The 24,641-nt window shown below is 36.8% G+C and carries 29 protein-coding genes and 1 tRNA gene; 17 read left to right on the top strand and 13 right to left on the bottom strand.

Translation table 11 applies throughout. The features are described 5' to 3' along the window. Positions 1–110 precede the first annotated feature (110 nt). On the top strand, positions 111–758 hold the full coding sequence (locus ACMAYX_RS02585; RefSeq protein WP_412471506.1) for a hypothetical protein: 648 nt from the start codon (positions 111–113) through the stop codon (positions 756–758). Here ACMAYX_RS02585 and ACMAYX_RS02580 read toward each other — a convergent pair whose 3' ends face one another. The 6 genes from ACMAYX_RS02580 to ACMAYX_RS02555 form a co-directional block, all read right to left on the bottom strand. Beyond that, positions 759–1,400 carry an NAD(P)H-dependent oxidoreductase gene (locus ACMAYX_RS02580; protein WP_103217422.1) on the bottom strand — a complete coding sequence of 214 codons (642 nt, stop codon included), beginning with the start codon at positions 1,398–1,400 and terminating at the stop codon, positions 759–761. After that, positions 1,390–1,830: a MarR family winged helix-turn-helix transcriptional regulator gene (locus ACMAYX_RS02575; protein ID WP_199177524.1), complete on the bottom strand. Its 441-nt coding sequence runs from the start codon at positions 1,828–1,830 to the stop codon at positions 1,390–1,392. Before ACMAYX_RS02575 ends, ACMAYX_RS02580 begins: the two co-directional genes overlap by 11 nt. Further along, positions 1,830–2,306, bottom strand: a complete 477-nt coding sequence (locus ACMAYX_RS02570) for a glutathione peroxidase (RefSeq protein WP_103217420.1) — start codon at positions 2,304–2,306, stop codon at positions 1,830–1,832. The genes ACMAYX_RS02575 and ACMAYX_RS02570 overlap by 1 nt, the downstream gene beginning before the upstream one ends. 101 nt (positions 2,307–2,407) lie before the next feature. Continuing rightward, positions 2,408–2,701 carry a hypothetical protein gene (locus ACMAYX_RS02565; protein ID WP_103217419.1) on the bottom strand — a complete coding sequence of 98 codons (294 nt, stop codon included), beginning with the start codon at positions 2,699–2,701 and terminating at the stop codon, positions 2,408–2,410. A gap of 36 nt (positions 2,702–2,737) precedes the next feature. Then, a complete protein-coding gene (locus tag ACMAYX_RS02560) occupies positions 2,738–2,968 on the bottom strand; it encodes a hypothetical protein (protein ID WP_103217418.1) in 231 nt (76 codons plus the stop codon). A gap of 107 nt (positions 2,969–3,075) precedes the next feature. Further along, complete coding sequence (locus tag ACMAYX_RS02555; RefSeq protein WP_392991708.1) at positions 3,076–3,345, bottom strand: hypothetical protein; 270 nt, start codon at positions 3,343–3,345, stop codon at positions 3,076–3,078. 123 nt (positions 3,346–3,468) lie between these two features. Here ACMAYX_RS02555 and ACMAYX_RS02550 point away from each other — a divergent pair, with 123 nt between their 5' ends. The 5 genes from ACMAYX_RS02550 to ACMAYX_RS02530 all read left to right on the top strand — a co-directional run bounded on the left by ACMAYX_RS02550 (position 3,469) and on the right by ACMAYX_RS02530 (position 7,735). Further along, complete coding sequence (locus ACMAYX_RS02550; protein ID WP_412471505.1) at positions 3,469–4,386, top strand: alpha/beta hydrolase fold domain-containing protein; 918 nt, start codon at positions 3,469–3,471, stop codon at positions 4,384–4,386. A gap of 153 nt (positions 4,387–4,539) precedes the next feature. After that, positions 4,540–5,145: a hypothetical protein gene (locus tag ACMAYX_RS02545; protein WP_103217415.1), complete on the top strand. Its 606-nt coding sequence runs from the start codon at positions 4,540–4,542 to the stop codon at positions 5,143–5,145. 49 nt (positions 5,146–5,194) lie between these two features. After that, positions 5,195–5,617, top strand: a complete 423-nt coding sequence (locus ACMAYX_RS02540; protein ID WP_392991712.1) for a thioesterase family protein — start codon at positions 5,195–5,197, stop codon at positions 5,615–5,617. Positions 5,618–5,718: 101 nt separating this feature from the next. Then, positions 5,719–6,381, top strand: coding sequence for an ATP-binding cassette domain-containing protein (locus ACMAYX_RS02535; protein WP_412471504.1), 663 nt, complete (start codon positions 5,719–5,721; stop codon positions 6,379–6,381). Next, on the top strand, positions 6,368–7,735 hold the full coding sequence (locus tag ACMAYX_RS02530; protein WP_412471503.1) for a hypothetical protein: 1,368 nt from the start codon (positions 6,368–6,370) through the stop codon (positions 7,733–7,735). Before ACMAYX_RS02535 ends, ACMAYX_RS02530 begins: the two co-directional genes overlap by 14 nt. A 36-nt stretch (positions 7,736–7,771) precedes the next feature. Here ACMAYX_RS02530 and ACMAYX_RS02525 read toward each other — a convergent pair whose 3' ends face one another. The 6 genes from ACMAYX_RS02525 to ACMAYX_RS02500 all read right to left on the bottom strand — a co-directional run bounded on the left by ACMAYX_RS02525 (position 7,772) and on the right by ACMAYX_RS02500 (position 13,906). Beyond that, positions 7,772–8,812 carry a hypothetical protein gene (locus ACMAYX_RS02525; RefSeq protein WP_103217413.1) on the bottom strand — a complete coding sequence of 347 codons (1,041 nt, stop codon included), beginning with the start codon at positions 8,810–8,812 and terminating at the stop codon, positions 7,772–7,774. A gap of 111 nt (positions 8,813–8,923) precedes the next feature. Further along, the gene (locus ACMAYX_RS02520) at positions 8,924–10,318 is read right to left on the bottom strand and encodes an L-serine ammonia-lyase (RefSeq protein ID WP_412472252.1); all 1,395 of its coding nucleotides are present in this window, start codon (positions 10,316–10,318) and stop codon (positions 8,924–8,926) included. A 37-nt stretch (positions 10,319–10,355) separates the two neighbouring features. Beyond that, positions 10,356–11,870: a hypothetical protein gene (locus ACMAYX_RS02515; protein WP_412471501.1), complete on the bottom strand. Its 1,515-nt coding sequence runs from the start codon at positions 11,868–11,870 to the stop codon at positions 10,356–10,358. Positions 11,871–11,942: 72 nt separating this feature from the next. Further along, entirely contained in the window at positions 11,943–12,200 is a 258-nt protein-coding gene (locus ACMAYX_RS02510; RefSeq protein WP_412471500.1) for a hypothetical protein, read from the bottom strand. An 85-nt stretch (positions 12,201–12,285) separates the two neighbouring features. After that, positions 12,286–12,900, bottom strand: coding sequence for a 3'-5' exonuclease (locus ACMAYX_RS02505; protein ID WP_103217409.1), 615 nt, complete (start codon positions 12,898–12,900; stop codon positions 12,286–12,288). Further along, positions 12,872–13,906 (bottom strand): trypsin-like serine peptidase, encoded by a 1,035-nt coding sequence (locus ACMAYX_RS02500; RefSeq protein WP_412471499.1) that lies wholly within the window; start codon positions 13,904–13,906, stop codon positions 12,872–12,874. The genes ACMAYX_RS02505 and ACMAYX_RS02500 overlap by 29 nt, the downstream gene beginning before the upstream one ends. Before the next feature lie 123 nt (positions 13,907–14,029). Between ACMAYX_RS02500 and queA the strand changes: the two genes are divergently transcribed. From queA to ACMAYX_RS02465, 7 genes are all read left to right on the top strand, one after another. Beyond that, the gene (gene queA / locus ACMAYX_RS02495; protein WP_392991726.1) at positions 14,030–15,094 is read left to right on the top strand and encodes a tRNA preQ1(34) S-adenosylmethionine ribosyltransferase-isomerase QueA; all 1,065 of its coding nucleotides are present in this window, start codon (positions 14,030–14,032) and stop codon (positions 15,092–15,094) included. A gap of 6 nt (positions 15,095–15,100) precedes the next feature. Then, positions 15,101–16,219, top strand: coding sequence for a tRNA guanosine(34) transglycosylase Tgt (tgt, locus tag ACMAYX_RS02490; RefSeq protein WP_103217407.1), 1,119 nt, complete (start codon positions 15,101–15,103; stop codon positions 16,217–16,219). Positions 16,220–16,246: 27 nt separating this feature from the next. Beyond that, on the top strand, positions 16,247–16,588 hold the full coding sequence (yajC, locus tag ACMAYX_RS02485; RefSeq protein WP_103217406.1) for a preprotein translocase subunit YajC: 342 nt from the start codon (positions 16,247–16,249) through the stop codon (positions 16,586–16,588). 2 nt (positions 16,589–16,590) lie between these two features. Then, entirely contained in the window at positions 16,591–16,914 is a 324-nt protein-coding gene (locus ACMAYX_RS02480; RefSeq protein WP_412470692.1) for a twin-arginine translocase TatA/TatE family subunit, read from the top strand. 122 nt (positions 16,915–17,036) lie between these two features. Continuing rightward, positions 17,037–18,746 carry a protein translocase subunit SecD gene (gene secD, locus ACMAYX_RS02475; RefSeq protein WP_103217404.1) on the top strand — a complete coding sequence of 570 codons (1,710 nt, stop codon included), beginning with the start codon at positions 17,037–17,039 and terminating at the stop codon, positions 18,744–18,746. 15 nt (positions 18,747–18,761) lie between these two features. Continuing rightward, positions 18,762–19,688, top strand: a complete 927-nt coding sequence (gene secF, locus ACMAYX_RS02470; protein ID WP_412471498.1) for a protein translocase subunit SecF — start codon at positions 18,762–18,764, stop codon at positions 19,686–19,688. Beyond that, a complete protein-coding gene (locus ACMAYX_RS02465) occupies positions 19,675–20,364 on the top strand; it encodes a hypothetical protein (protein WP_412471497.1) in 690 nt (229 codons plus the stop codon). The genes secF and ACMAYX_RS02465 overlap by 14 nt, the downstream gene beginning before the upstream one ends. Before the next feature lie 3 nt (positions 20,365–20,367). Here ACMAYX_RS02465 and ACMAYX_RS02460 read toward each other — a convergent pair whose 3' ends face one another. Continuing rightward, on the bottom strand, positions 20,368–22,077 hold the full coding sequence (locus ACMAYX_RS02460) for a hypothetical protein (RefSeq protein ID WP_412471496.1): 1,710 nt from the start codon (positions 22,075–22,077) through the stop codon (positions 20,368–20,370). Between the two features lie 283 nt (positions 22,078–22,360). On the opposite strand from ACMAYX_RS02460, the gene ACMAYX_RS02455 reads away from it, so the two are divergent. The 4 genes from ACMAYX_RS02455 to ACMAYX_RS02440 all read left to right on the top strand — a co-directional run bounded on the left by ACMAYX_RS02455 (position 22,361) and on the right by ACMAYX_RS02440 (position 24,381). After that, positions 22,361–22,666 (top strand): HU family DNA-binding protein, encoded by a 306-nt coding sequence (locus tag ACMAYX_RS02455; protein ID WP_021266755.1) that lies wholly within the window; start codon positions 22,361–22,363, stop codon positions 22,664–22,666. A gap of 130 nt (positions 22,667–22,796) precedes the next feature. Next, positions 22,797–22,873, top strand: a tRNA-Cys gene (locus tag ACMAYX_RS02450). A 251-nt stretch (positions 22,874–23,124) separates the two neighbouring features. Continuing rightward, complete coding sequence (locus tag ACMAYX_RS02445; RefSeq protein ID WP_412471495.1) at positions 23,125–23,808, top strand: hypothetical protein; 684 nt, start codon at positions 23,125–23,127, stop codon at positions 23,806–23,808. Between the two features lie 198 nt (positions 23,809–24,006). Beyond that, positions 24,007–24,381 (top strand): hypothetical protein, encoded by a 375-nt coding sequence (locus ACMAYX_RS02440; protein WP_412472251.1) that lies wholly within the window; start codon positions 24,007–24,009, stop codon positions 24,379–24,381. Positions 24,382–24,641 lie beyond the last annotated feature (260 nt).

Below are 24,641 nucleotides of genomic sequence, written 5' to 3'. Positions count from 1 at the left end.
TAGATATATTAATCACTTAGAATTTGATTGGCAATGAAAAATCTTGCTCGATATTGACCCGCTGTGGCATCGTCCAGTAAACTAGTTCAGTGAGGATTATTCTAATATTTGTGCACTTTGCACTATCATTTACCCTGAATGCTAAAGAGTATACGAGGCCTATTGATTACGCTGAGTATACAGTTGAGATTAACGCTCCAATTGAAGCTGTGTGGGACTATAACTCAAAAAATGAACACGCACGTCAGTGGTCGACCTACTTCTATAAGATTGTTTCTTGCCCAAATTCGCAGTGTCCGTGGAATGAGAAGTTAAAGCAAAGTGATATTGGTTTCACTCGACGCTGTTATCGAAGAGAGAGTGAGCAGGGGACTTTTTGGGACGAAACGACAACAATGGTTTCAAAAAGTGAAAACGAATACTACAAGCAGATCAGGGCCTATAACTTCAACGAATTTATGGATTTTATGAATTACAACGAGAAGGGAGAGTTTCTTGTTGAACAATTTTACAAGAAGCTTGGTGACAATAAGACGTCATTAACTTTTCGCTCTGGCTATATTCGTCGCCATGAACTTGCAAGTGCTCCGTCAAAATTTGAGTTCTTTTTATGGGAACAAATCTTTCACTTCATCACTAAGCGAAGTGTAACGAATACTTTTAAATGGAATCTTGAAAATATTAAGGCGCATATTGAGCAGGGTGAAAACTATAAGAGAATCCACCCGTATAGCTCAAATGATGCTGATTTTTATTAATTAGATTACTTTGAATACTTCATCAAAAGAGAAACGTACTTTTTCAAGATCCTTGTACTTGTCTTCATCTGATCTATAACCAAGCGCTACTGTTCCAAGAGTTTTATACTTTGTCCCTTCAAGCCCTAAGATCTTATCGTATTCTTCTGGAACGATCCCTTCGATTGCACATGTATCAATACCTTGAATGGCCGCAGTCATTAGAAGCTGTCCCATTGCAATATATGTTTGGCGTTGTGACCACTCTGGAATCGTTTTTGAACGTGGCCCATCAATTAATGCCGCCTTCATAACATCAAAATATCCTTGTAGACTTTCACGTTCTACATTTCTTTGCTCAGCAATTGATTGCACAAACTTTTCAACATATTCTTCATCTAACTCTGTAAGGTAAGCAAGAACAACGTAGTGAGAGGCATCAGTTACTTGAGATTGGCCCCAAGAGTGCTCTCTTAGCTTTTGGCGTGTAGCCTCATCATTTACTAAAATGAACTTCCAAGGTTGTAGTCCAAATGAACTGGCCGCAAGTCTTAAAGATTCATTTAAAACGTGTAAGTCCTCATCTGTAATTTTTTTTGTTTTATCAAAAACTTTTGTGGCATAACGCCAATTAAGTGCTTTTATAATTTCTTCATTTTTCATGTGTACTCCACTGGTTATATATTTTATCTGCTTCGGCCTTTAGCTTCTGTATTTCTTTTAGATCAACATTATTTGAACAAAGAAGCTTTTGCGGAATAGATTTTGCTTTTTTCTTTAGTTTCTTTCCACTTGTCGTTGTTGTGATATAGACAATCCTTTCATCTTCAATACATCTCTTTTTCTCAACTAGGCCCTTTTCAATGAGGCGCTTAATCAGGGGAGTTAGAGTCCCGTTATCAAGAGAAAGCTTTTCTCCAAGCTGAGACATATTCACTTTGTCAGTTTCCCATAAGGCAAGCATGACAAGGTACTGTGGATATGTAAGATTGATCTCATCGAGATATGGCCTATATTGACTAGTAATGAGTTTACTTAGTCGATAGAGGCTGAAACAAATCTGATTGTCGATTAATAGAACTTCATCATTCATTATTTAAAGCTCTTTTCGATATCTTTTTCTAAACTTTCTGGTTTATCAATTGGTGCATATCTCTTAACAGGATGGCCTTCACTATCTACTAAGAATTTTGTGAAATTCCATTTTATTTTCTTGCTACCAAGTAGTCCTGGTAATTCATCTTTAAGATATTGATATAGTGGGTGTGTGTTATCTCCATTAACATCAATTTTTTCAAAAAGCGGAAATGAAGTTTTGAAAGTTAAGTCACAAAATGATTGAATATCCTCTGAGTTTCCTGGCTCTTGTTTGCCAAATTGATTACATGGGAAGGCCAAGATCTCCAGTTTTCCTTGATACTTATCGTATAGCTTTTGAAGTCCTTCATACTGAGGAGTAAAGCCACACTTACTTGCTGTATTTACGATCAATAAGCTTTTTCCCTTAAATTCAGATAGTGATCTTTCATTACCTCTAATATCAATAGCTTTGTAATCATAAATACTCATTTCAATCTCCTTTGATTTATTTGATAAGTAATATGTATCACAAAACTATATTGTACACAACCTAATTGTAAAAAATAAGATATTGAAAAGATTTCAATATCTTATTTATATTGACGATCATATAGAGGAGGTCTGGCATGGCGCTCCATGTATTCATTTCCTCTGTAATCATCATCATTCATTTCTTGTATTTCTTGCTCAGACGCTGGATTTCTCTGTTTCTTCTCTTCACGAGATTGTTTTCGGTCCTGAGTTGCATTTTGCTCCTCTCCGTGAATCAATCGCTGAACTGAAGGATCATTTTCATCAACAATAGCAGTATAGCGCTCTCCATAAACTTCAAAGCCGAAAGCAAGAATTGCAAGTGTGATTATAATGTATGTGAGTGTCTTCATCTTATAACTCTTTTTGCCTCTCTTTTAACCTTGCTCTTACTCGTAGATTAAGTAGTGCATGTTGTTTAGAGAAGCATCTGCTTTTGCATCGCTTGAGGCAGGTGTACGCTCCATACGATGCTTCATTTTGGATTTCTTATCCTTTTTCATTTCTTTACTCATTTGATGACTTTCTGTCTTTTTTGACTTTCTCTCGCCCTTATCTCTCGCTGCAAATGTAGACGTGCTAAGCAGTAGAACGATTAAAGTCATAGGAATCAATTTCATATCATACCTCTTGTTTGTGTTTAGGCTTTTCTAAGCTCTTTGGTTGATTATGAAACTGTACTTTGGTTTTTTTATGTAATTATTGTGGAGATTGTTTGATATTTTTTTTACTTGAATGGACGCTTATATTTTCCATCACTATCATGAGTATGACCATTTTCATCATCGCTTGGAATGCTTGCTGGATAGCGACTGCGTTCATATTCTTTTGGGATTATTGGGCCCATTCCGTCATCATCAATTTCAAAGATTTTTGCCTTCAAATCCTGTGTCTGAGTCTTATTAGGCGACTGTCCCTCTATAGCTAAGGTGTCGTAGGCACTTACTTTTACGGCCATTAATATAGAGAACAAAATGAGTAAGGATATTGCTTTCATTGGCCTTGTTACCTTTCTTTGATTAAAATGCTGATCATAGTTTTACTAATTTTAACTATCGGAATTTTATTTATATACTTTATTTAATAAATACTTTTCCTTGTAAATGTAATGGGTTAGACCTTGTCCAAATCAATAGCTGAATTCATTCATCAAAAACGACTCTCATCAATGCAATCATTCTTTGATGTGGGAATTAAACGCTTCTCTCGCATTACGCTGGATGAGCTTCGTCGGGCCATGGATCTTATTGAAGGCGAGTATAAGAATCTTGTCAATTGCTCTATTCAAAAGCTCAATGACCATACTTGCTTAGTTTGGGGCGAGCCTAAAGCTCATTGTATTATTCATCTACACTCAGGAGGCTATGTTACTGGCCATGAGTATACTAGTGCTCAATTTTGTCAGGCCCTTTTCGATTTCCACGAACACTCTTCCTATATCGTTTGTCCTGATTACCCTTTATCTCCAGAATCAAGTATTCCTGAAATCACAAATTGGTGCCTCGCTCTTTTAAATGATCTTCATCTTAAAGGTATAAAGAGTTTTACGTTAACTGGTACTTCTGCTGGTGCAAATCTTGCGACATTAGTTACATTGGCAAACAATCATTTAGGTAGTAATGCATTTAAAATCTCTGATTTACATCTCTTAACAGGTCATTATCAAAGTGATTTTGAAACGACGTCGGCAAATCGATATGAGAGTGGCGAAGAAAGTGGTTTATCTAAATCTATGCTTTTAAAGCTATTGGATTATGCAATCTCAAATCGTGAAGTGCATATGAAAGACCCTGCGATTTTTCCTCTTTATAGTGATGAGCTTGAGGCCCTTCCTAAAACAATTATCTATGCCGCTAAGTATGATGTTCTCTACGATGACAGTTTAATGTTTTATGAGAAGTTATTGAGAGAAGGAGTTGATGTAACTTTCAAAGAGTTCTCACATGGATTTCATGCTTGGTCGAATCATATCCTTGAGAATGAAGAACTTCTAAATTATGCAAAAGCAAAAATCTTCACTGAAATCAAAGATTCGTAGATTCCTGAATTATCTAATCTTTCTCAAATAAGCTCTATCGAGATGGCCACTTTAATGGCCATAATTTTGACTTATAAGGATTCAAAAGCACGATAAATAGGTGTATTTAGAACATTTGTTGAGTAGCGATAAACTCTTATTAGAGAGGATTTTATGAAAGCTCAATTGGGTTTCTACAGACGTCACTTAGCATTAGGAGAGTTGGTTTCTTTCGAGGGCCTGCTTATGTTGGTTACGTTAATTTCTCTTTTCTTTTTTATTAGTCTTGCGCTTCTAATTACTATCGTCTTACTTGATTATATTCCTTACTCACCAAATGTAAGCATTGTGCTTGTTGTTTCACTATTAGTATATCAGCTTCGATTTACTGGCGATTCGCGAGAGCTCTTTGGTGATTTTCTATTTCCTACTAAAGCACTAAAAAAGTGGTTTGAAAGAAGCTTTATGATCTGCTGTCTTTCACTCATTATTTCCTTCTTCTGTCTTTCTATGCTCAGGTACTTTCGTTATTCATCAATGAATACGCAGCAGCTCCTTTCGTATTTTCATATGGCAAAACCTGTCTATGCTTTTGTTTTTATCAAGCATCGTCCAAATGATTTTTTAGCTTATTATGATAAAGGAATGCCTCTGGATAGAGACTTCCGTTGGCTTAATGACCAAGTGCTTATTAAGGCAATGGTCGTTAATAATAGGCATGAGCTTTTGGCAAAATTTCTCTCTAAAAAAGAAGGATATAATATTTCTTCGGCCCAATAGTAAATTCTTATATCTTGTGTGAGTAAGTTTAATTAGTTAAAATTTATCCATGGCACGTATAAAATTATCGACACCTCAAAGAGAAGCTGATTTTAAAACTAAAATTGAGCTAACAATTAACTTCGTCAATTATGGAAATCATATGGGAAATGATGCTGTGGCAACACTTTGTCATGAAGGGCGTCTGCGCTTTCTTAAATCCCTTGGTCATGATGAACTAAATTGCTTTGGTAAGTCACTAATTCAAGCTGATGCTGCTTATATGTACCGTGGAGAGGCTTTCCATGGGGACGTTTTAGAGGTTGAAATGTTTGTCGAAGATATTAGTGAGTACGGCTTTGACCTTCTATATAAATTCACATGCGGTGATCGTCTTATCGCTTATGCTAAAAATGGCCTAGTCTTCTTTGACTATGAAGAGCGCAAGCTTGCCAAGGCCCCACAGGGTTTTCTTGACCACTTTAAGAAATAGGCTGCCTATAATTTGAGGAAGTCATACCACGCTAATTAGTTGATTTTTGTATCTACTTGAACCACCAGTACAATTATTATTTATAATTGAATGGAGGGCATATGGACGCTTATTTAAATAGTCCATTAGTTGAGATTAAGAACTTAGATTATACTTTCCCTGATGGCGAAGTTATCTTTAAGAATGTTTCCTTAAAAGTTGGTGCCGGTGAGTTTGTTATTTTACTGGGAAAGAATGGTTCCGGTAAAAGTACATTTATCAATCTTGTTCTAGGTGCCTACAATCCACTAAATGGTCATGTGAATGTTTTTAATATGGCCCCAACACACAATCGTTCAAAGATCTTCAAGAAAATGTTCTTTAACTCACATGATTTTGATTTTGATGAAAACTCTCGTGTTGGTTTCATTTTAGATAATTACCAAATTCTTTATCCTGATTATGATATCGATAAAGAAAAAAGACTATTAGCTGATTTTGAGTTAGATCGAGATAAGTGCATTCATGAGCTTTCTACTGGAATGAAGGTTCGTGTTCAAATCATTGCGGCCATCGCATCTGGAACACCTCTTATCTTAATTGATGAGATTACTGCCGTTCTTGATCGAAAGGCACGTAAGATGTTAGGGGAGCTTTTATCAAAAGAATGTGCATCTGGGCGAAGTGTTGTGATGGCAACAAATATACCTGAAGATACGACATTAAACAGTAATAGAGTTCTTACAATTAGGTCTCATGGGATTGTCGATTATGAAGCAGCATAGTGTTCTTGGAAATCTTGTTATTAATAATATCAAAGAGAATAAGAATGTCTTTTTTCTTAAAACTCTATTCTTTCTTCTTTGTCTATTTTCATCTTGGATTGTTTATTTAAAATTTGAACTAAATATTCTACCAATTACTGCATTTTCAGTTATTTTTATTTCGATTGTTTTAAATAAGAGTCGTTCTCAGACCATTAGGTCGCCGCATAAGTTGACTGGGAGTCTATACAATTTAACTCTACCAATTAGTCTGTTTCACAAAATGTTGCTTCAAGCTTTTGGATTTATCTTCTCTTATTTTTATAGCATCATAGCAGGTCTTTATATGGCCAATTACCTTTTATTAAATTCTTCTCAAAACGATATGAAGGATGAAAAGGTTATATTATCTACTATCCTATTATTTATATTTTTTGCTAATTCATTTATTGTAAGAACTTTTGCCTTTCAAGAGCGTCATCAATTTAATCGACTTTTTAGAAATCCTCTTATTTCTTTAACTAATATTCCTTTTTTATTTCTAAATATTATATTTATTGGTACTTCGATGCTTCTCCTAGGTGTTTTTATTTCTGAAGATAGAGCAGTTTGGATTTTACCACTATTTCTAAGCTTTTTTATCATTCATACATTTGTAAGAGTTTATAAAGATGATAGGCCATATAACGAGCATAAGAAGTTTCGCTTATTACAAACAAGTTTAAAGAAGCAGCTGATCCTTAACTTAAAGCTCTCATCAAGTCTTGGGATAGGTACTGTTTTACTTTTCTACTTTATCTCAAGCTTTAATCACATAAATTATAATTCATATATCGTTTATTCTGGATTTGGATTTATTAAAGAAGCAAAATTCATAACACTTTTAAGAGATAAAGATTCGAGTAAGTTTATTAAATATTACGATAGTGGAATGCCTGATGATAAGCAGTACGCATGGCTGAATGAAAAGGTCGTTTTTGATTTTGCGACAAGGTTTGATCGAAAGGATATTATCCTTCATCTTCTTCCTAGTAAGATTTCTGAATATGATAGTTATATCTGTAAATTAAATGAAGACAAAAAATGTCACCCAGGAAGTTTATTAAACTTTATGGTGGTTATGAATAGCCAGAAGTTTCTAACTTATCTCTTAAAGAATAATGAGTATAAAATTGAAGATCATACTCTTAGTCATAATCTTTTATTGGCCGCAAAGGATTGTAAGGGAAGGTCTATTGCATCTATTCTAGATTCAGACTTAATAAAAAATGATAAGGATAAGAGTGAGCTTTTTAATACCTTAGGAGAGTCAAGTGAGCCTGAGTGTAAGAAAGTGATGAGAGATATATTAAGTAGAGCATATCTTAAAAAATAAAAAAGGCCTCAAACGAGGCCTTTTCTTTTATTTGAATTAATCAATTTTTTGAATTTGTTGAATATATTCTCTGTACTCTTGAATATTATCATTTTGAGCTTGGATATTATCTAGCTCTGGAAGTTCAACGTTATCGAAGATATTTTTAACTTTCTTATCGATCTCGTGCTTAACACCAATTGATAGAAGGAAGTCATAACACTTAAGTGCTTCTTCGATCTTCTTATTCGCTTCGTGCATCGTTGCTGCATTTGAAGTTTCAAAAGTTGAAGGAAGTTCTAACTTACCAAGTTTTCCACCTGAGATAACGTGAAGAAGTCCTGGCCAAAAAGATGCTTCGTCAGCATCCATAGAATCATTGATTGCAAGAGCAAGAATGATATCAATACGTGCTTTTAAAAGCGCGATTGAAATTTCACGGTTGTGACCTGCTACGATATATTCTTCTGACTTACTTAGTGTTGCACCTTGAGAGTCTTTAATAAGTGCATCTTTCATAAGTGTGTACATCGACATTTCAGCAAAACCATTATTTTTTGCATTGAAAGTTTGACGGTGGTGAACCTTGTGAAGGGCCGCAGCTACAGCATAGAAAGATTGCTCGTAGTTACGTTTTTTTAGTGACCACTTTCCTGTATGGATTGGAGTCATCTTACCTTTCTTCATTGCTTTTTTAACGTTGAATTCACCTTTAATATCTGTTTCATAAACAGAGGCCATATTCTTGTAAAACTCTTCTACTGCATCATAGAAAAGCATGTCACGAATTTCTAAATTATCGTAAGGCTTAATTCCTGTATAAAGGTTGTATTCAAATGCCATAAAGAATTTTGCAGCATTTGTAAGCTTTTGACCCATTTCAATATTGTCATTTAAGATAAGTGCGAAAGCATCACGTCTTTCAACTGAAGACTGTGCCGAACGAAGCTGTGAGTATAGCTGTGATGTTGTATCACTCATACCGTCAGTCGTCTCACCAAGCTTATCCATTTTTTCTGGCATTTTGATGGCCTCTTTAACTTCCTTACAACCTGTAAACAGTGTAAGTAGCATAAGAGGAATTAAGAATTTTTTCATGACTCTCTCCCTAATTTTCTATATAAAAGTAGGTCTTTGTATGATGAGGGTCACTAAAATGAAAGTGTTTATCTTGACGTGTGAAAGAAGTAACCTGTCTAACTAGCTGAATTAACACTCAGTGACGTTAACAGCAAGGCCTCCACGGCTTGTTTCTTTATACTTCGTTTGCATATCAGCACCAGTTTCTTTCATGGTTTTGATAACTTTATCAAGACTCACAAAATGACTTCCGTCCCCACGCATGGCCATTCTGGCCGCATTAATTGCTTTTACTGCACCCATCGCATTTCGCTCAATACATGGAATTTGCACAAGGCCACCGATTGGATCGCAAGTTAGTCCTAGGTTATGTTCCATTGCAATTTCTGCGGCGTTTTCGATTTGTTCGTTTGTTCCACCAAGTACTTGTGCAAGCCCTGCTGCCGCCATTGAGCAAGCAACACCAACTTCGCCCTGACAACCAACTTCTGCACCTGAAATCGAAGCATTCTTTTTATAGAGAATCCCGACACAACCGGCGACTAAAAGGAAGTCCACAACTTTATCAATTGAAGCGTCCTTAACAAATTTAAGATAGTATTTAATAACTGCTGGAATAATTCCGGCCGCTCCATTTGTTGGTGCTGTCACAACTTTTCCACCAGAAGCATTTTCTTCGTTAACAGAAATAGCAAAGAGATTTACCCAATCCATAATCGTTAGGGGATCAAGGTTCTTCTCACAGTCTTTTTTCGAAAGAGCTTCGTATAACTTCTTTGCTCGTTTATTTACTTTAAGGCCACCTGGAAGTTGTCCTTCTGCTTTAAGGCCCCTACTTATGCAATTATCCATTGCCTGCCAAATTTCTAAAAGGCCTTTATTAATCTCTTCTTCACTTCGCCATGATGTTTCGTTTGTCTTAATTAAATCACAAATTGAAATATCATTTTCATTAGCGATTGCTAGAAGTTCATCTCCACATGTGAATGGATATTTAACCTTGCTTGTGTGTTGAGAGAAAATATCGCCTTCGTTATTTTCGCCTTCAGCTACGATGAAGCCACCACCAATTGAGAAGTAGACTTTCTTATATAACTCACGTCCATTTTTATCGATGGCCTGGAAGCACATTCCATTCGAGTGGAAGTCGAGAGCTTGTTTGCGATGGAATAAGATATGTTCACGTGGAATATAAGAGATCACTTTTGCGTTATCTCTACCTTCAAAGAAAGTAAGCTTTTCTTGGTCGTGAGCTAGATTTAAGATGCGATCAATTTGATCTGGGCAGATATCTTCAGGAGTGTAACCACTAAGTCCTAGAATGACGGCCTTGTCTGTGCCATGTCCTTTACCTGTTAAGGCAAGAGATCCATAGAGTGCTGTCGAAACGACTTGCGTCTCATCAAATAAACCCATTGAAACGAGTTTATCCATAAATTCTTTAGCGGCCCTCATAGGCCCTACTGTATGCGAGCTACTAGGCCCAATTCCGATTGAGTAGATATCAAAAACACTTAAATTCATGAGGAATTTATATCAGATGATTATGATTTGAGCTAGCCTAGTTCCACTTATCTTCAAGATATGTATGAATTGTGTTCACTGTTGCTGCATCAGGTGGATCATTAAAGAGCATAAATTCCATAACATCACCGTTAAAATAGCCACCATTTCCACTAAGAGATCCTGTATGGGTGTAGCTATCACTAAGGTATGAACCTAAAGAGATTGCCCCCGAGTGAGCATATAGGAGTGAAGTTGAAGTTGTAGAGCCGATTGAGCTTCCATTTATATAACAAGTGAGATCACCATCAGGCCCGGCCGCTCCCGTATAATTTGTGTAATCAAAAACCCAAGTAATATGATAAATGGTATTTATTGCTATCGGCGCGCTGACAGAAATGAATGGCTGGCTACCGTCTCCGTCATCGTTTATATTCCAGAATCCACAGTACAGATTTCCGCCTTGAATATAGATATTCATTCCACGACTGGCCCCGCCTTCCTCGTAGATAATTTGCAGACTTGTGATATCGGCAGAGGTCTCAATAGACGCTGTGATATTTCTTTGATTAGTCGTGGCCGTATTTAGCTCTGCATGGTTTGCAACAGTTAGATACTGATTAGTTCCATTAAAAACAACATGATTATCCACGCCATCAAAAGTTGGAGCGCCTCCATTTTGATAAAAATTATGTGTATTGGCACTACCGGAAATATCAAGCCAATCTTCGACAACTCCATTGAATGCACCATTGCTCGCAATTTTTCCCGTGTTGTCTAGGATGGAGCTTAAGTCGCTAGCATCTAGTCTTGCAACCATATTAGGGAGGGATGTTGCTGGATTGAAAACCTGAAAGGCCACTGAGTTTTGTGTGATACTTAGACCTGCACCATCAACGGCCCTTAATGAGATATAGTAATTAGTTGCTTCATTAAGTGAGAAGCTAGCGCCATCAACACCACTAACTAGCTTATAACTTGTAACATTGCCGATGTTGATCCAGTTCTGAATATTTGTGAAGCCCGGATTGGTTCCGATTGCAATTTCATAATGATCGATTTGGCAGTTATCTGTTGCTGCTACCCAAGTTGTTGTCGTAGACGATGCGGCCGTGGCGTCATCTGCTGAAACGTCTGGTGTACCAACAGCACTTGGTGCCGTGTTGTCCCAATAGAAGCTAGTGCTTGCTAGAGTCGTCGAGGTTTGTGCTGTTGCACTTACTGCACGCACCGAAGGGTAGTAAGCTTGGCACTCTGTTAATCCAACAAGACCTGTGTGCGTGTAATTTGTTACTGTGCCAATATTTGTCCAGGCCGTATGCTCGGAACCAGCCGATGTTGTTCCTAGAGTGTAGTCGATATGATCGAAACTTGCTGGATTAGTCCATGAGACTGCTGGAGCATTTTGCGGTAAGGCGCCCGTAATCACGGCCTGGGCCGTTGAAATTGCGCTGGGAGCCGCCTGACCAACAGGAGCTGCCTGGATACCATCTGCACCTTCTGCTCCACCTGAGCAAGAAGTTAGGATGAGGCCAAGAGATGTTAATATTATTGCGGACTTAACAAGTTTCATTCTAAATAAATTATAGAATGAATGATCTTTAATTAATTTAGGAAATAATTTACCTAGTTTAAGTTGTTGAAATTACTTACCACGAGAGTCCGGATAGATGCAACGGTCTCCACAATGTTCTTCGATGTCCTGCCATTTGGGATTTTGCTCTAATTCGTACTTATATTTATAGATCTCTTCAGATGATGGCCTTCGAATTTTTCGTTCATCTTGATTGGCCGCTTCTTCATAAGGGTTTGTTGTTCCAAAGCTATCCATACGGTATGGGCCGCTTTGATTGTCTGAGTCTTCTTGTGCATAAGCACTAGAGAATAATAGTGATATAATCAATATCCTTAGAAGTTTCATACAGTCTATCATTACCAAAGAAGATGAATCTTTAATGAAAGACTGTGAATAGAAATTCTTATTTATTTTAGTCTTTCTTATCAAGGGCCTGATAGAGCTTTAATGAAATCCAAGCATCAGTTGCAGCGTAGCGAATTTGGGCATCTGTTAATTTGTTATTTTCCCAATTTGTTAGCTTTGCCTTCTTAGAGATTTTCTTCTCTAAGAGAATTCCCGTTAAGGACTGTAGACCAAGAGTAATATAGCCTTGCGCTTTTGCAAGGTCTTGAACATCGACAACGCCTTTTGCGTTGATATGGTATTGCTTCTTAAGATCACGACAATCGTCTTTAACCGCAACCCCTGTTTTAATTAGATTCTCGTCTTCTAAATATTCGACTAGATAGTCAGGGCATTGAATCTTATTTAAACGAAAAAGGAAGCATTCATCTTCAAATGAAACTTGAATAAGACTTATGCGAAAATTGTCGGTCTTTTTAAAAGAAGGCCTTGATTCAGTATCAAGGCCCGTGCAATTGTATTTTTGATTTAATTCTTGAAATCTTTTAGAAATATCTTGGGCCTTTTGTTCAGTATCAATTAAATGAATCTGGCCCGTGTAATCAATCATCTCGAAAGAGTTGATTTCTTCTTTAGTAATTCTAGCTTTAATATTATTCGTATTCTTCTTCGTATTCTTCAATGACTTCTTCCACTTCTTCTTCGCTCTTAGCGCCTTCTTCAAAGATATAAGGCCCTAAAGCTTCTTTTAATTTGTAATCAGTGTAAGCAGAGACAACTTTTGTAACAGTTTCGCCACTGCCTCCAAGTGGAGATGATTGACGTTCACACTTTCCACCTTGCTTCTTACATACGTTTACTTTATAGCAACCTTTGTCAAAATCAAAGGCATAATCGATTTCACCAGCTACTAATATACCAATAACCTCATCTTTCTTATTTAAAACAGGAGATCCTGAGTTACCTGCAAAAGTATCGAGGTCTGTGATGATCTCTTTGCTGTAAATTGGGTTTGAGATAATCTTGGCTCCGTCTGCAACTTTAAGAGGGAGTCCCGTAGGGTAGCCCGCCACATAAATATCTGTACCTTTTGCTGTTGCATTCGTTGACATGTTTAGAGTTAGTGGCTTCTTATCTGTCGCTTCTCGTTCAAGTTCAACAACTGCATAATCTAGTGTACCTGTGTAAGATGCCGCTACAACGCGCTTACAACCATAAACGTCATTCTTTTTAATTTCTAATTGCCCATCTTTATTTACTGATGTTGAGTTATAATTGAATACCCATTTATTATCTCTACACTTTGATGTTACTTGGTCAGAAACTTCTGTTCCACCTGAGATCATACAGTGTCCGGCCGTCATAAGAAGATTCTTTCCTATTAAGAAGCCACTACAACTTGCAATCGTAGGCTGATCTCTAAATCTCATGTCACCACAAGTAGGGTAACCTCTATGGTATTTTAATGTAGGAAATCTAAGAAGTTTTGTATCTGCAACCTTTCCTTTTTCATCTTTCAAAAAAGCATAGCTTGGAACCATTGCTGCAACACTATCAACTAGGAATTCTTTATTTGATTCGTGAACATCAACTCTGTTATCGTTTCCATAAATAACTTTATTAATGGCCATCGAATTTGTTGAAAGTAGCGCTGAAAATAATGCGATTTGCGTAAGATTTAACTTCAAATTTCCCTCTCTTTTGCTTTTTGTAAGTTTTTGCAGTTTTCTTTACATTTGAATATAAGAAAGTTGTGATTTGAAAAACTTACATGATGACGATTACCTAATTTCACGCTACTATCGGGACCTATGAATCAAGTAAATAAAGTAAATAGAGACGATTTGCAGCTGTCATCTTACGACTACGATCTGCCTAAAGAACAGATTGCTGAGCGCCCAATTGAGGGACGTCATCACTCAAGATTATTAGTTTACAATTGTAAAACAGATACAATTTCTCATCATAAGTTCAATGAATTAATTAACTTTCTACCGAAAGAAACAACTTTGGTTTTAAATCAAAGCAAGGTCTTCCCTTGTCGTCTAAAAGGTCACAAGGAAAGTGGTGGTAACGCTGAAGTTTTCTTTCTAACAGTTGAAGCCGATGATAATGGCCACTACCGTGCACTTGTGAAAGCGCGTGGCAAGAAGAAGGCCGATGACAAGTATATTTTCGCTAACGGTCTGACGATTTCAATTGTCGATAATATTGAAGGTGAGTTCTTGATCGCTCCTTCAATTGTTGGCAATGATCTTATTGACTACTTAAATGCAAATGCACTTGTTCCAATTCCTCCTTATATTCGTGGGGGAGAGTCAGACGAACAAGATAAGAAAGATTATCAAACGGTCTTTGCCAATGAATTAGGAAGTGTTGCTGCTCCAACGGCCGGACTGCATTTTTCTGATGAGCTATTAGAGCAGATTAAAAGTCAAGGCCATGACATTGCCAAAGTTACTTTACATGTTGGTCTTGGTACTTTTGCTCCAGTTAAAGTTGATAATTTAGAAGATCACAAAATGCACTCTGAAAATTACTTTGTTGATAAAGTTAATTTTGAAAAAATAAAAAATGCTAATAAGCGCATTGCCGTTGGGACGACGAGTTTAAGAACTCTTGAAACAATTTGGCAAAATGGAGTCGATAATTATACTCCGGGAGAGATGAAGGATACTTCAATCTTTTTACACCCTGGAGTTGATGTGAAGAGTATTGATGGTTTGGTAACTAACTTTCACCTTCCTAAATCAACGCTACTTATGCTTGTGAGTGCGCTAATTGGCCGAGAGAAAACATTAGAGATTTATAATATTGCAGTTAAAGAGGGATATCGTTTCTTTTCATATGGTGATGCGATGTTAATTTTAAGGTAAGTGAATATGATTAAAGTTGAAGGTTATAGCGGTAAGGCCCGCGCAACAACAATAACAACAGAGCACGGTGAGATTAAAACACCAATTTTTATGCCTGTTGGAACTCGTGCATCTGTTAAGTGTATGTGGCAAGAAGATCTTTACGAGATGAATGCTCAAATCATTCTTGGTAACACTTATCACTTATACCTAAGACCTGGGCATGAGCTAATTGAAAAAGTAGGTGGCGGCCTTCATGGTTTTATGAATTGGGATCGTCCAATTCTTACAGACTCAGGTGGGTTTCAAGTATTTTCCCTTTCAGACATTAATAAGATCACAGAAGAAGGAGTAACTTTTTCTTCACATATTGATGGGTCAAAACATCTAATCTCTCCAGAAAAGAGTATGGAGATTCAAAAGGGCCTTGGCTCAGATATCGTCATGGCATTTGATGAGTGCCCTAAACTTCCTGCAACGAAAGAAACTCTTCGCGAGAGTATGGAGTTAACTCTTAGATGGGCCAAGCGTTGTATTGATTATAAGCTTCGCGACTACCAAAAACTTTTTGGTATTGTTCAAGGTGGCCTACATCATGATCTTCGTACTGAGTGTATGCAGCGCCTTGAAGAAATGGACTTTCCTGGTCTTGCTCTAGGTGGACTTTCGGTTGGTGAAAAGAACGAAGAGATGGTTGATTTCCTAAATGGATTTGTTCACACTATGCCTGATCAAAAACCAAGATACTTAATGGGTGTTGGAAAGCCTCTTGATATTCTTAATGGGATTCGCGCCGGTATTGATATGTTTGACTGTGTTCTTCCAACAAGGAATGCACGTAACGGACAATTTCTAACACACGATGGACCTCTTAATATTAAGAATCTTCGTTTTAGAGAGGATACACTTCCGCCTGATCCAAGTTGTGATTGCAAAGTTTGTAAAACGTATTCACGTTCATACATTAGACACCTATACACAACTGGAGAGTTTCTTTCTGGTAACCTGATCACTTATCACAATCTTTATTTCATGATTAAGATGACTCAAGATGCACGAGAAGCAATTCTAGCGGATAGGTTTGACGATTATTATAAAGAATTTTATAACAGATACACTTCACGAAAATGGGCCTCAGGCCAATAAAGAAAAAATAAAAGTTAGGAGAAACAAATGTTACAACTTTTTATATCAAATGCTTATGCTCAAGGTGGCGCAGCTGCTGCTCCAGCTAACTCAGCGATGAACTTTGTTCCAATTATTGCTGTTGTTGCTATTTTTTATTTCCTTGTTTTCAGACCACAAAAGAAACAAATGGAAGAAGAAAAGAAAATGCTTGATACACTTGAAAAAGGTAATCGTGTTTACACAAAATCAGGAATCTTTGGTACAATCGTAGGGATGACTGAAAAAGTTGTGGACCTTGAAGTTGCTGAAGGTACACGTATTAAAATCCTACGTTCACAACTTGGTGGACTTGAAGAAAGTATCCTTTCTAATAAAAAAGAGGCGTAATTATGTTTGGTGGCTTTGGAGCTGGTGAGTTACTTATTATTTTAGTTTTTGCCCTGATTTTTATCGGGCCTAAAAAACTTCCTGAACTTGCAAAAGGTTTAGGTAAGGGACTACGCGAATTTCAAAAGGCCAAAGATGATTTAATGGATCACGTCAACGATGCTGCAGAGACCAATTCTCACAAAGAGGAATCTGTGGCATCACAAATCACAGAGTCACCAGAAGCTAGCGTTGCAGCGCAAGGTGATGCCGAAATTAAGAATTCTAATAATTCTGAAGAAGAAAAAGACCAAGTAATTGAGTCGGGAAAATCGAAGCAATCGTAAGTTTTTGAAATTAATATTCTCTTAATATTGTTTTTAAGTAGTTAATCTCATATAATTTTTGTAGTTTATTTAACTCAATTATTCGAGAAAACCAAAAGAAACCCAAGGATTAGGAGAATCTAATGAGAAGAGGCTGGTGGTATCGCTTCGTATTTCTACTTATCGTAGCGATCATTTCAGGTATTTCGATTGTACCTACTGCATTCAATTTTAAAGAAACGGACAATTTTCCAGTTAAGTCTAAGATCAACTTAGGACTAGACCTTCAAGGTGGTCTATACATGATCTTAGGAATTGACTTCAAAAAGGTCTACAAAGACGAGGTTAAAGGATACGCGCGCCGTTTAGAATTTAGCTTCAAAGACAAAACTGGTAACGGTTTTGAGATTGGTGACCTAGATTCATCTGATGAACTGGATCCACGCCAAGAGATTATCCTAGGATCAGCTACTGATGTTGAGACACTAAAGGATATTATTCATGAGCAATACAATGGATTCCTAAGAGTAACTAAGGATACTGGAAATTCAATCTCTGTTGCCTTAACGAAAAAAGTTAAGACTGATATCGAAGATCAATCAGTAAAAAGATCAATCGAAGTTATTCGTAACCGTATTGATGAATTCGGTGTTACTGAGCCAGAGATTATCTCTCAAGGTAAAGACCGTATCGTTGTTCAGCTTCCAGGTGTTAAAGATATCGAAAGAGCAAAAGAGCTAATCGGTAAAACAGCTAAGCTTGAATTTAAAATGGTAAACTCTGAAGTTGCTCCTATTACAATTCAAGGTTGGGTATCAAAAGCTAAAGAGCAAGGTGTTGATTATAAGAAAGGTGACAGGTTCTCTGACTACGTTTCTAAAGTTAACGAAATCGTTGCTTCTGATCTTCCAAAAGGTCACGTTCTAGCATTTGAAAGAGTTACAAACGCTAAAGGTGATATTCTTCAGCTTGTTCCATACTTAATCGAATCTGTTGCTCGTCTTACAGGTGAAGACCTTGAAGATGCGAGAGTTCAATTTAACCCACAAAATAACAACAACCCAGAAGTAGGACTTAACTTTAAGTCTCGTGGTGCAAAAATCTTTGCAGATGTTACTGGTGAAAACGTTGGACGTTTAATGGCGATTACTCTAGATGGTAACGTTTATTCTGCTCCACGTATCAATGGTAAAATTGCTGGTGGCCGTGCAACGATCTCTCTTGGTGGTAAGAGTTACAATGAGCAACTTAAAGAAGCAAAAGACTTAGCTCTTGTTCTTCGTGCTGGTGCCCTTCCTGTTCAGCTTGACTTCCTTGAGCAAAGAACTGTTGGTCCATCACTTGGTGCTGACTCAATTGATAAAGCAAGATTTGCTGCAATCATTGGTTGTGTTTTAGTATTTGGTTTCATTCTTGTTTACTACAGAATCTCTGGTGTTTTCGCTGTTACAACACTTGCGCTAAACGTTCTTATTATTCTAGCTATGCTTGTTGGTCTTGGGGCAACTCTGACTCTTCCAGGTATTGCAGGGATCGCTCTTACTGTTGGTATGGCCATTGATGCCAATATCATTATTTACGAGCGTATTCGAGAAGAAATTCGAAATAACGTTGGTTTCTATAAAGCTGTTGAAAACGGATTTAACTCTGCTTTCTGGACAATTATTGATGCAAACATCACGACAGCTCTTGCTGGTATCTGTCTACTAAACTTTGGTACAGGTCCAATTAGAGGTTTCGCTGTTACATTATTAATTGGTATTTTTGCAACTGTTTACACTTCTTACTTTGTTTCAAAGCTTTTCTTTGAATTCTATATGAATAAAGTTGAAGGTCAGGACTTAAGCATTTAAGGATTGGAGTTTAAGATGTTTGAAATTATAAAAAGTAATACAAAATTCAATTTTGTTAATAAATTCGGAGTTGCAGGGGTTATTTCTGCAATTCTAGTTATTGGTTCTCTTGTTTTAATCGGTACTAAAATGAAATACGGGGTAGACTTCCGTGGTGGTGCTGAGATCCAAGTTAAGTTCCAAAAAACTGAAAACCTAGACGAGCTTCGTCGTGAAATGAAAGCCGCTGGCTTCAACGGGGTTACAATCCAAACGATTGGTGAGCCTCAAATGAATGAATATCTACTTAAAGTTAGTGCAAACGAAGGTAACCTTAATGAAGTTACTGAAAAAGTTTCTCAAACTCTAACAACTAAGTACGAAAAAGATGGTGTTGAAATCAGAAAAGTTGATATCGTTGGTCCAAAGGCCGGTGCTGAACTTAGAAAATCTGGTTTCCTAGCAATGCTTTGGGCACTTCTTGCAATCATGATCTATGTTGGTCTACGCTTTGACTTCAAATACTCACCAGGTGCAATTGTTGCTCTTTTCCACGACGTAACTATCATTCTAGGTGTATTTGCTCTAACTGGAACAGAGTTTACTCTTCAGACAGTTGCTGCAATCCTTGCGGTTATCGGTTACTCGGTGAACGATACAGTTATCGTTTATGACCGTGTACGTGAGCATGAGCAGAAGTTTGTTGGACGTGATATTAAAGAACACATCAATAATGCAATTAACGAAACACTATCAAGAACAATCCTTACTTCTGGTACGACACTTTTCGTATCGGCAACGATGTTCTTTGTAGGTGGTCTTGCAATTCGTGATTTCTTTATGGCAATCACTCTTGGTGTTGTTGTTGGTACTTACTCATCTAACTTCGTTGCAGCACCAGTTGTACTTCTATTTGATAAATTTAGAGGGGAGCAGGCGAAAACTGCAGATGCAAACGCTTAATTCAAAGTTTAGTTTTATTAAATATTTAATTGCCCTGTGTGTACTTCTTAGTACACATGGGGTTTTTGCGTATGGAGATGAAGATTACGATAGTCGTGATAAAACATCTTCATCTCAAGACGTCGAAAATCTTCAAGAGTCAATTGAGACTCTTAATCAAGAAATTGAAAAAAATGGTGGGCAAGGGGTTAATATTGTCTCGATGCCAACACAAGGCCTTACTCTTAAAAATGGAAAGGCCGACCCCGAAATGATGAGACGTGCAATTAAGATGATTAATGCACAATTTAAGAATGTTCCTGATGCACAAGTGGCACAAATGATTCGTGACAGTGCCTCTCAAAACCAAATGATGCAATTTTTTACTAGTAGCGATAGGTTTGTAAACTTTGCTGTTGGTCTTGTAAAAGATGATAAGGCACTGCTTTACTTATTTGAGTTAACTCAAGATAAGGATGTGCTAAAGCTTGCTTTAGGCGCTGTGATCTTTCTTTTCATTCTAAGCTTCTTTCTTAAGAGGGCCTTTATCAAAAAAGATGAATTCTTTGTCTTTCGCTATGTAAAGTCGCTCATCTTCTTTGTTTTTTCGACTGGATTCAAAGCAGGTGTTCTTTACTTTATTTATAAAGATTACTTAGATCCAAGTGTTGATGTATTCATTAAAAGAGTTCTCTAGTTTCTAATTACTACTTGTTACTGGAATACAGCCCATCTTACGATCAAGTGGTTTGATCGTCGTAGGAATTGATGTCGTGTAACCACTACTTGCTAACTCACTTGAGTGCATTACCTGATAAAGCTTCTGGTACCCACGTTTTTGAACGTATGGTGCATCTTCATCCGCTGGCCAGTAGAAGTAAGTTGGTTGCGACTGAGTATCACTTGTAGGCTTGTAGTGAATTCCATCATTAGTTAAATGAAACCAGATTTTTTTCAGCTGTCCTTCTCTAATAAACATAACGTCAGCTGGCTTAATCTCTTGCTTATTACCATCACCAAGATCTATTACTTCACGAGGGCCTTTGGCAAAGTAGAGGCCTTCTGTTGGCGTTCCAATAATTTCACCAAGGGCCTTAAATTCAATATTTGTTGAATTGTATTCAGTATATCCTGGACAAATTGCGCGTCCACTATTGTCAGTAAAGAATGGAATCATAGCAAGCCCTGATTGAATTAGCCCTGACTCAGCTCCTGAACAGGCTTCAGGGAAGCCTCCGTCTTCAACGCTAACATTTGGTGCCACACATGTTTCAAGAGGTGCAAAGTATGATTTAGTCCCGCTAACGTTGGCGCCCATTTCAATCATGCGATCTTTAATTAGGAAATCAACCTTGCGGTTTTCACCATCTGCAATAAAGCGCACATCATTTATATCCCACAGAGAAAAGTGATCAGGCACTAGCTCTAAACGTGGAAATTGTGGAGCATCATCGTTTTGCCCTGTCTTAATATAGTCGTGACAAAAGATTGTATCTGAAACACCTGGTGGAAGATATGGAGTCGGGTAGTCAACAGGCATGTAGAAGTGTTTTCTAACAGTATCTAAGTAGATTTGATCTCTTGGATCGTAGTTAGAGCTTGTGGCCGTCGCACGAATCATACAAGTGTATTGTGAGATAAGTTTTATCTTAAGATTACCTTCGTATTCGTCATCATCACCTGGCTCAAATAATTTGAACTGCTCGTAATCACTTTTTGCATTCTCAACACCACTTCCAGTTTCTTCAATATGAAAAGTATAAGCTTCACCAAAGTTTACTGTTGTGGCCTCAAGATTTGCTTCAAAAATATTTGTTCCTTGATAAGTCTTAAGATCGGCCGTGTAACGGCGTCCATCAATATCTGTTGCAACTAATTTACATGAAGGTGGATTTTGAGCACCATTTTCAATTGAGTTGTTACAAAAACCAAAGAGGTTTTGTAGTTTAGTGTCGTCTTTAATTTTTGGCCCAACTGTCACTGTTCCGTATAGGGTAGCAACTGTGGCCGTCTTTTCCTGGCAAGTAGCTGCACATGAAGCACCACTTGTTACCGAGGCAACTTTTTGATTCTTACAAATACAAAAGTCGTCATCAATGAATACAGAGTCACTTGGACGAGCAATCACTTCTGGTGCTGTAATACAAACACCTGCAGAGGCCTCAATATTTTCTCGAGTAAAGTCATCAAGGGTTTCATCGGCCAGAATTTCTTCTAATTGCGCTTCGTCTGCAACGACTTCTCCTTCAGCACATGAACTTGCACATACATTTCCTTCGTTCAAAAGAAAGAATAGGTCTTCACAAGTATCGATATTATTGACGTCGTCAAAGAATCCATCTGGACGCGCAACCTGTGGAACACAGGAAGATGTGATAAATAAGAATACAATTAAATATATTACCTTCATTGGCCTATTTCCTTAATTTTCTACTTACTTAATCGCCAGTTTTCGTTGACTTCTTTAATTTTAGGTTAATTTCTTACATTTCATTGAAATTCTGTAAAAATAAACGTAATTTTAAGTAGTTATACTGTTAGGAAATAAAATCTAGTGTATAATGATAGTAAAGTTTTTGTGGCACAATAAATATTCCTAATGTTTTTAGCGACTTGGACGATAAGTGAGGTAACTAAAAATCATAGGATTGAGTTTGTGCTCGAAAGAGTTCTCATATCGAGAGGAGATTAAAATGACAAAAGCAGATTTAATTGCAGCAATCGAAAAGCAAGCAAATGTAACGCACAAGCAGGCCGAGACTGTTGTTAATATTTGTTTTGATGACATGATCAATGCTTTATTCAATGATGAAAGAATCGAAATCAGAGGTTTTGGATCTTTCGCCAATCGTAATTATAAAGCGTACGAAGGTCGTAACCCAAAGACTGGTAAGGTAGTAAAAGTACCACCAAAAAAGGTTCCATTTTTCAAAGTTGGTAAAGAGCTAAGAGAAATGGTTGATGAGGGTAAAGACAAGTACGTTATCCGCGAAGCTTAACGGCCACGCATCCTGTTTTTTTAATACTTAAGTATAGGCCTGCCGCATCAGTGGCAGGTCAATATTTTTAAGCATTTAAATTGACTTATTAAAAAATATCCATATTATAGGAAATCTAAAATCATTCTGCGGACGGGTGCTAGAGTGGTCTAATAGGGCAGTTTGCAAAACTGTTTTTCACCGGTTCAAATCCGGTCTCGTCCTCCAAATTCAAAAAGAAAAACCCAGGCTTGTCCTGGGTTTTCTTTTTTTACCTGAAGATAAGCTCGATTTAAACATGTATTCTCCCGGTTTGGGAGGCGTTAAATACCACGACGGTATTTAATGCCGAACTATCCAGCGACGACCAGGATGGGAGGAGTCGGGCAAATCCTATGCATAGAAACTAACCCATTCCTATCTCTATTGATCAAAATAAAATTTAGTGAACAACTTCAGTTCTACGTTATAATTAAATAATGCGTTTGATTATTCTCTCTTTACTTTCTCAAATACTTTTAAGTTGTGCGACTATCTATACTGGTGATGAATATAAGTCTGTTGATTTAACAGACATCGAACAAGTTAAAAGTTCAGTAACATTTCGTTTTGTTAAATTACATGATGTTAGTGATCAAAGCTCCTGGCATAATAAGAACTGGTTTATTAAGAGTACTGTAAAAAATAGTTACGAATGTGATGTAGTTAAAAAGATCAATTTATTCAATATTGTAAAATGTGATATAGAGGAAAATTTTGATAAAGTAGCTGCAAGCTATACGTCGATAGAGGAATTTGATAGAGAGCATCCTATAGAATTTGATACAGATTATTATGTAGATGTCAGGGTTCTCTCGCCATTTTATTACCATGGCAGTGGGACTGGAATGTATGGTCTTGTATTTAGCGCTTTAACTCTCGGAATTATTCCATCATATTGGACATATGAAGGTGATTACGACATTCGAATCTACTCTAAAAAAGATCAAATCAATTTTAAAAAAATTCAATATACAGAAAACTACGGAGCAATCTCATCTTCGTTATTTTGGCTTTTTCCATCGAGTCGATATGAAGGTGTTAACCTTAGAGAGAATTATATGATTAGAAATAAGTGGGAGTATATTCTCAAAGAGGTCATATTAAAAATAAAAGATAAATAAGATTACAAGTGCTTCTTCATTGGTCATGCGTAAAGACACCTGGAACTGAAAGTTCGTTTTGCAAGAACAGGTAGTGCGGATGACACTTTAAAACTATAGATGAAGGTTTTTTAGGAAGATATTTATATGAGAATTTTTTATAAAAAATCTATAATGCTAAAGTGGCTCATATACTTCGTCTTTGTGTTACCGATGTGCATGACATTGCTACTCTTTTGTTTTCTCCTTGTAGATGATGAGAGCTTAAGTAGAATTCAACAAGCTGGTGTCATTAGCTTATCGCTTCTTTCTTTTGCTGTATTACTGGGTACAGCTTTTCATATTTTTTTATATGGAAAAAAAGAATTTTATATCGAAGTGGATGATCTTCGTATTACATTTTTTAATGGAACATTTTTTAAAAAACACACTTTCTTACTAGAGGATCTAGACTCTTTTTTTATCAAAAGTATTTACGGTAATAAAGTCTTAGTATTTCAAACTTATACAAATCGAAAATATGATTTTCCATTGGGCCATATTGATAGTTGTGATGAAAAGAAATTGCTAGATTTTTTATATCAATATGTGTGAGAGGAAATGATGGAGTAGGAATTTTATAAAGAAGAGTATTTTACCTCGATGATTCTATATAAATATTCAATAAACTTCCTTCTTGTCCAACGTTGTGTTTTTGTTCATACACTCAACTATAAAACATTTTTAAAGATTGTTAGTTCATGTGCCAATCCTTCTGTAGAGTGATTTCAGAGGCTTATCAATCGAGTCTCAGTATTTTATTAAGATCATTCTGTTTTCCATTGAATTTGTAAAAGGCTCATCAATTTTATCTC

The organism is Halobacteriovorax sp. RT-2-3, assembly GCF_047085075.1.
In the GTDB taxonomy this organism is placed as follows: domain Bacteria; phylum Bdellovibrionota; class Bacteriovoracia; order Bacteriovoracales; family Bacteriovoracaceae; genus Halobacteriovorax_A.
The sequence above is the reverse complement of the archived record's forward strand: the minus strand, read 5'-3'. Positions and strand labels throughout refer to the sequence as shown.

Excerpts from the sequence above, each read along its gene's own strand:
- ACMAYX_RS02535 (WP_412471504.1), top strand. The coding sequence starts at position 5,719 with ATGGACGCTTATTTAAATAGTCCATTAGTTGAGATTAAGAACTTAGAT.
- ACMAYX_RS02460 (WP_412471496.1), bottom strand. The coding sequence starts at position 22,077 with ATGAAGGTAATATATTTAATTGTATTCTTATTTATCACATCTTCCTGT.
- ACMAYX_RS02525 (WP_103217413.1), bottom strand. The coding sequence starts at position 8,812 with ATGAAAAAATTCTTAATTCCTCTTATGCTACTTACACTGTTTACAGGT.
- ACMAYX_RS02545 (WP_103217415.1), top strand. The coding sequence starts at position 4,540 with ATGAAAGCTCAATTGGGTTTCTACAGACGTCACTTAGCATTAGGAGAG.
- secD (WP_103217404.1), top strand. The coding sequence starts at position 17,037 with ATGAGAAGAGGCTGGTGGTATCGCTTCGTATTTCTACTTATCGTAGCG.
- secF (WP_412471498.1), top strand. The coding sequence starts at position 18,762 with ATGTTTGAAATTATAAAAAGTAATACAAAATTCAATTTTGTTAATAAA.
- ACMAYX_RS02530 (WP_412471503.1), top strand. The coding sequence starts at position 6,368 with ATGAAGCAGCATAGTGTTCTTGGAAATCTTGTTATTAATAATATCAAA.
- ACMAYX_RS02440 (WP_412472251.1), top strand. The coding sequence starts at position 24,007 with ATGACATTGCTACTCTTTTGTTTTCTCCTTGTAGATGATGAGAGCTTA.
- ACMAYX_RS02565 (WP_103217419.1), bottom strand. The coding sequence starts at position 2,701 with ATGAAGACACTCACATACATTATAATCACACTTGCAATTCTTGCTTTC.
- ACMAYX_RS02560 (WP_103217418.1), bottom strand. The coding sequence starts at position 2,968 with ATGAAATTGATTCCTATGACTTTAATCGTTCTACTGCTTAGCACGTCT.
- ACMAYX_RS02515 (WP_412471501.1), bottom strand. The coding sequence starts at position 11,870 with ATGAAACTTGTTAAGTCCGCAATAATATTAACATCTCTTGGCCTCATC.
- ACMAYX_RS02455 (WP_021266755.1), top strand. The coding sequence starts at position 22,361 with ATGACAAAAGCAGATTTAATTGCAGCAATCGAAAAGCAAGCAAATGTA.
- ACMAYX_RS02480 (WP_412470692.1), top strand. The coding sequence starts at position 16,591 with ATGTTTGGTGGCTTTGGAGCTGGTGAGTTACTTATTATTTTAGTTTTT.
- ACMAYX_RS02465 (WP_412471497.1), top strand. The coding sequence starts at position 19,675 with ATGCAAACGCTTAATTCAAAGTTTAGTTTTATTAAATATTTAATTGCC.
- tgt (WP_103217407.1), top strand. The coding sequence starts at position 15,101 with ATGATTAAAGTTGAAGGTTATAGCGGTAAGGCCCGCGCAACAACAATA.
- ACMAYX_RS02555 (WP_392991708.1), bottom strand. The coding sequence starts at position 3,345 with ATGAAAGCAATATCCTTACTCATTTTGTTCTCTATATTAATGGCCGTA.
- queA (WP_392991726.1), top strand. The coding sequence starts at position 14,030 with ATGAATCAAGTAAATAAAGTAAATAGAGACGATTTGCAGCTGTCATCT.
- ACMAYX_RS02575 (WP_199177524.1), bottom strand. The coding sequence starts at position 1,830 with ATGAATGATGAAGTTCTATTAATCGACAATCAGATTTGTTTCAGCCTC.
- ACMAYX_RS02570 (WP_103217420.1), bottom strand. The coding sequence starts at position 2,306 with ATGAGTATTTATGATTACAAAGCTATTGATATTAGAGGTAATGAAAGA.
- ACMAYX_RS02445 (WP_412471495.1), top strand. The coding sequence starts at position 23,125 with ATGCGTTTGATTATTCTCTCTTTACTTTCTCAAATACTTTTAAGTTGT.
- yajC (WP_103217406.1), top strand. The coding sequence starts at position 16,247 with ATGTTACAACTTTTTATATCAAATGCTTATGCTCAAGGTGGCGCAGCT.
- ACMAYX_RS02580 (WP_103217422.1), bottom strand. The coding sequence starts at position 1,400 with ATGAAAAATGAAGAAATTATAAAAGCACTTAATTGGCGTTATGCCACA.
- ACMAYX_RS02520 (WP_412472252.1), bottom strand. The coding sequence starts at position 10,318 with ATGAATTTAAGTGTTTTTGATATCTACTCAATCGGAATTGGGCCTAGT.
- ACMAYX_RS02540 (WP_392991712.1), top strand. The coding sequence starts at position 5,195 with ATGGCACGTATAAAATTATCGACACCTCAAAGAGAAGCTGATTTTAAA.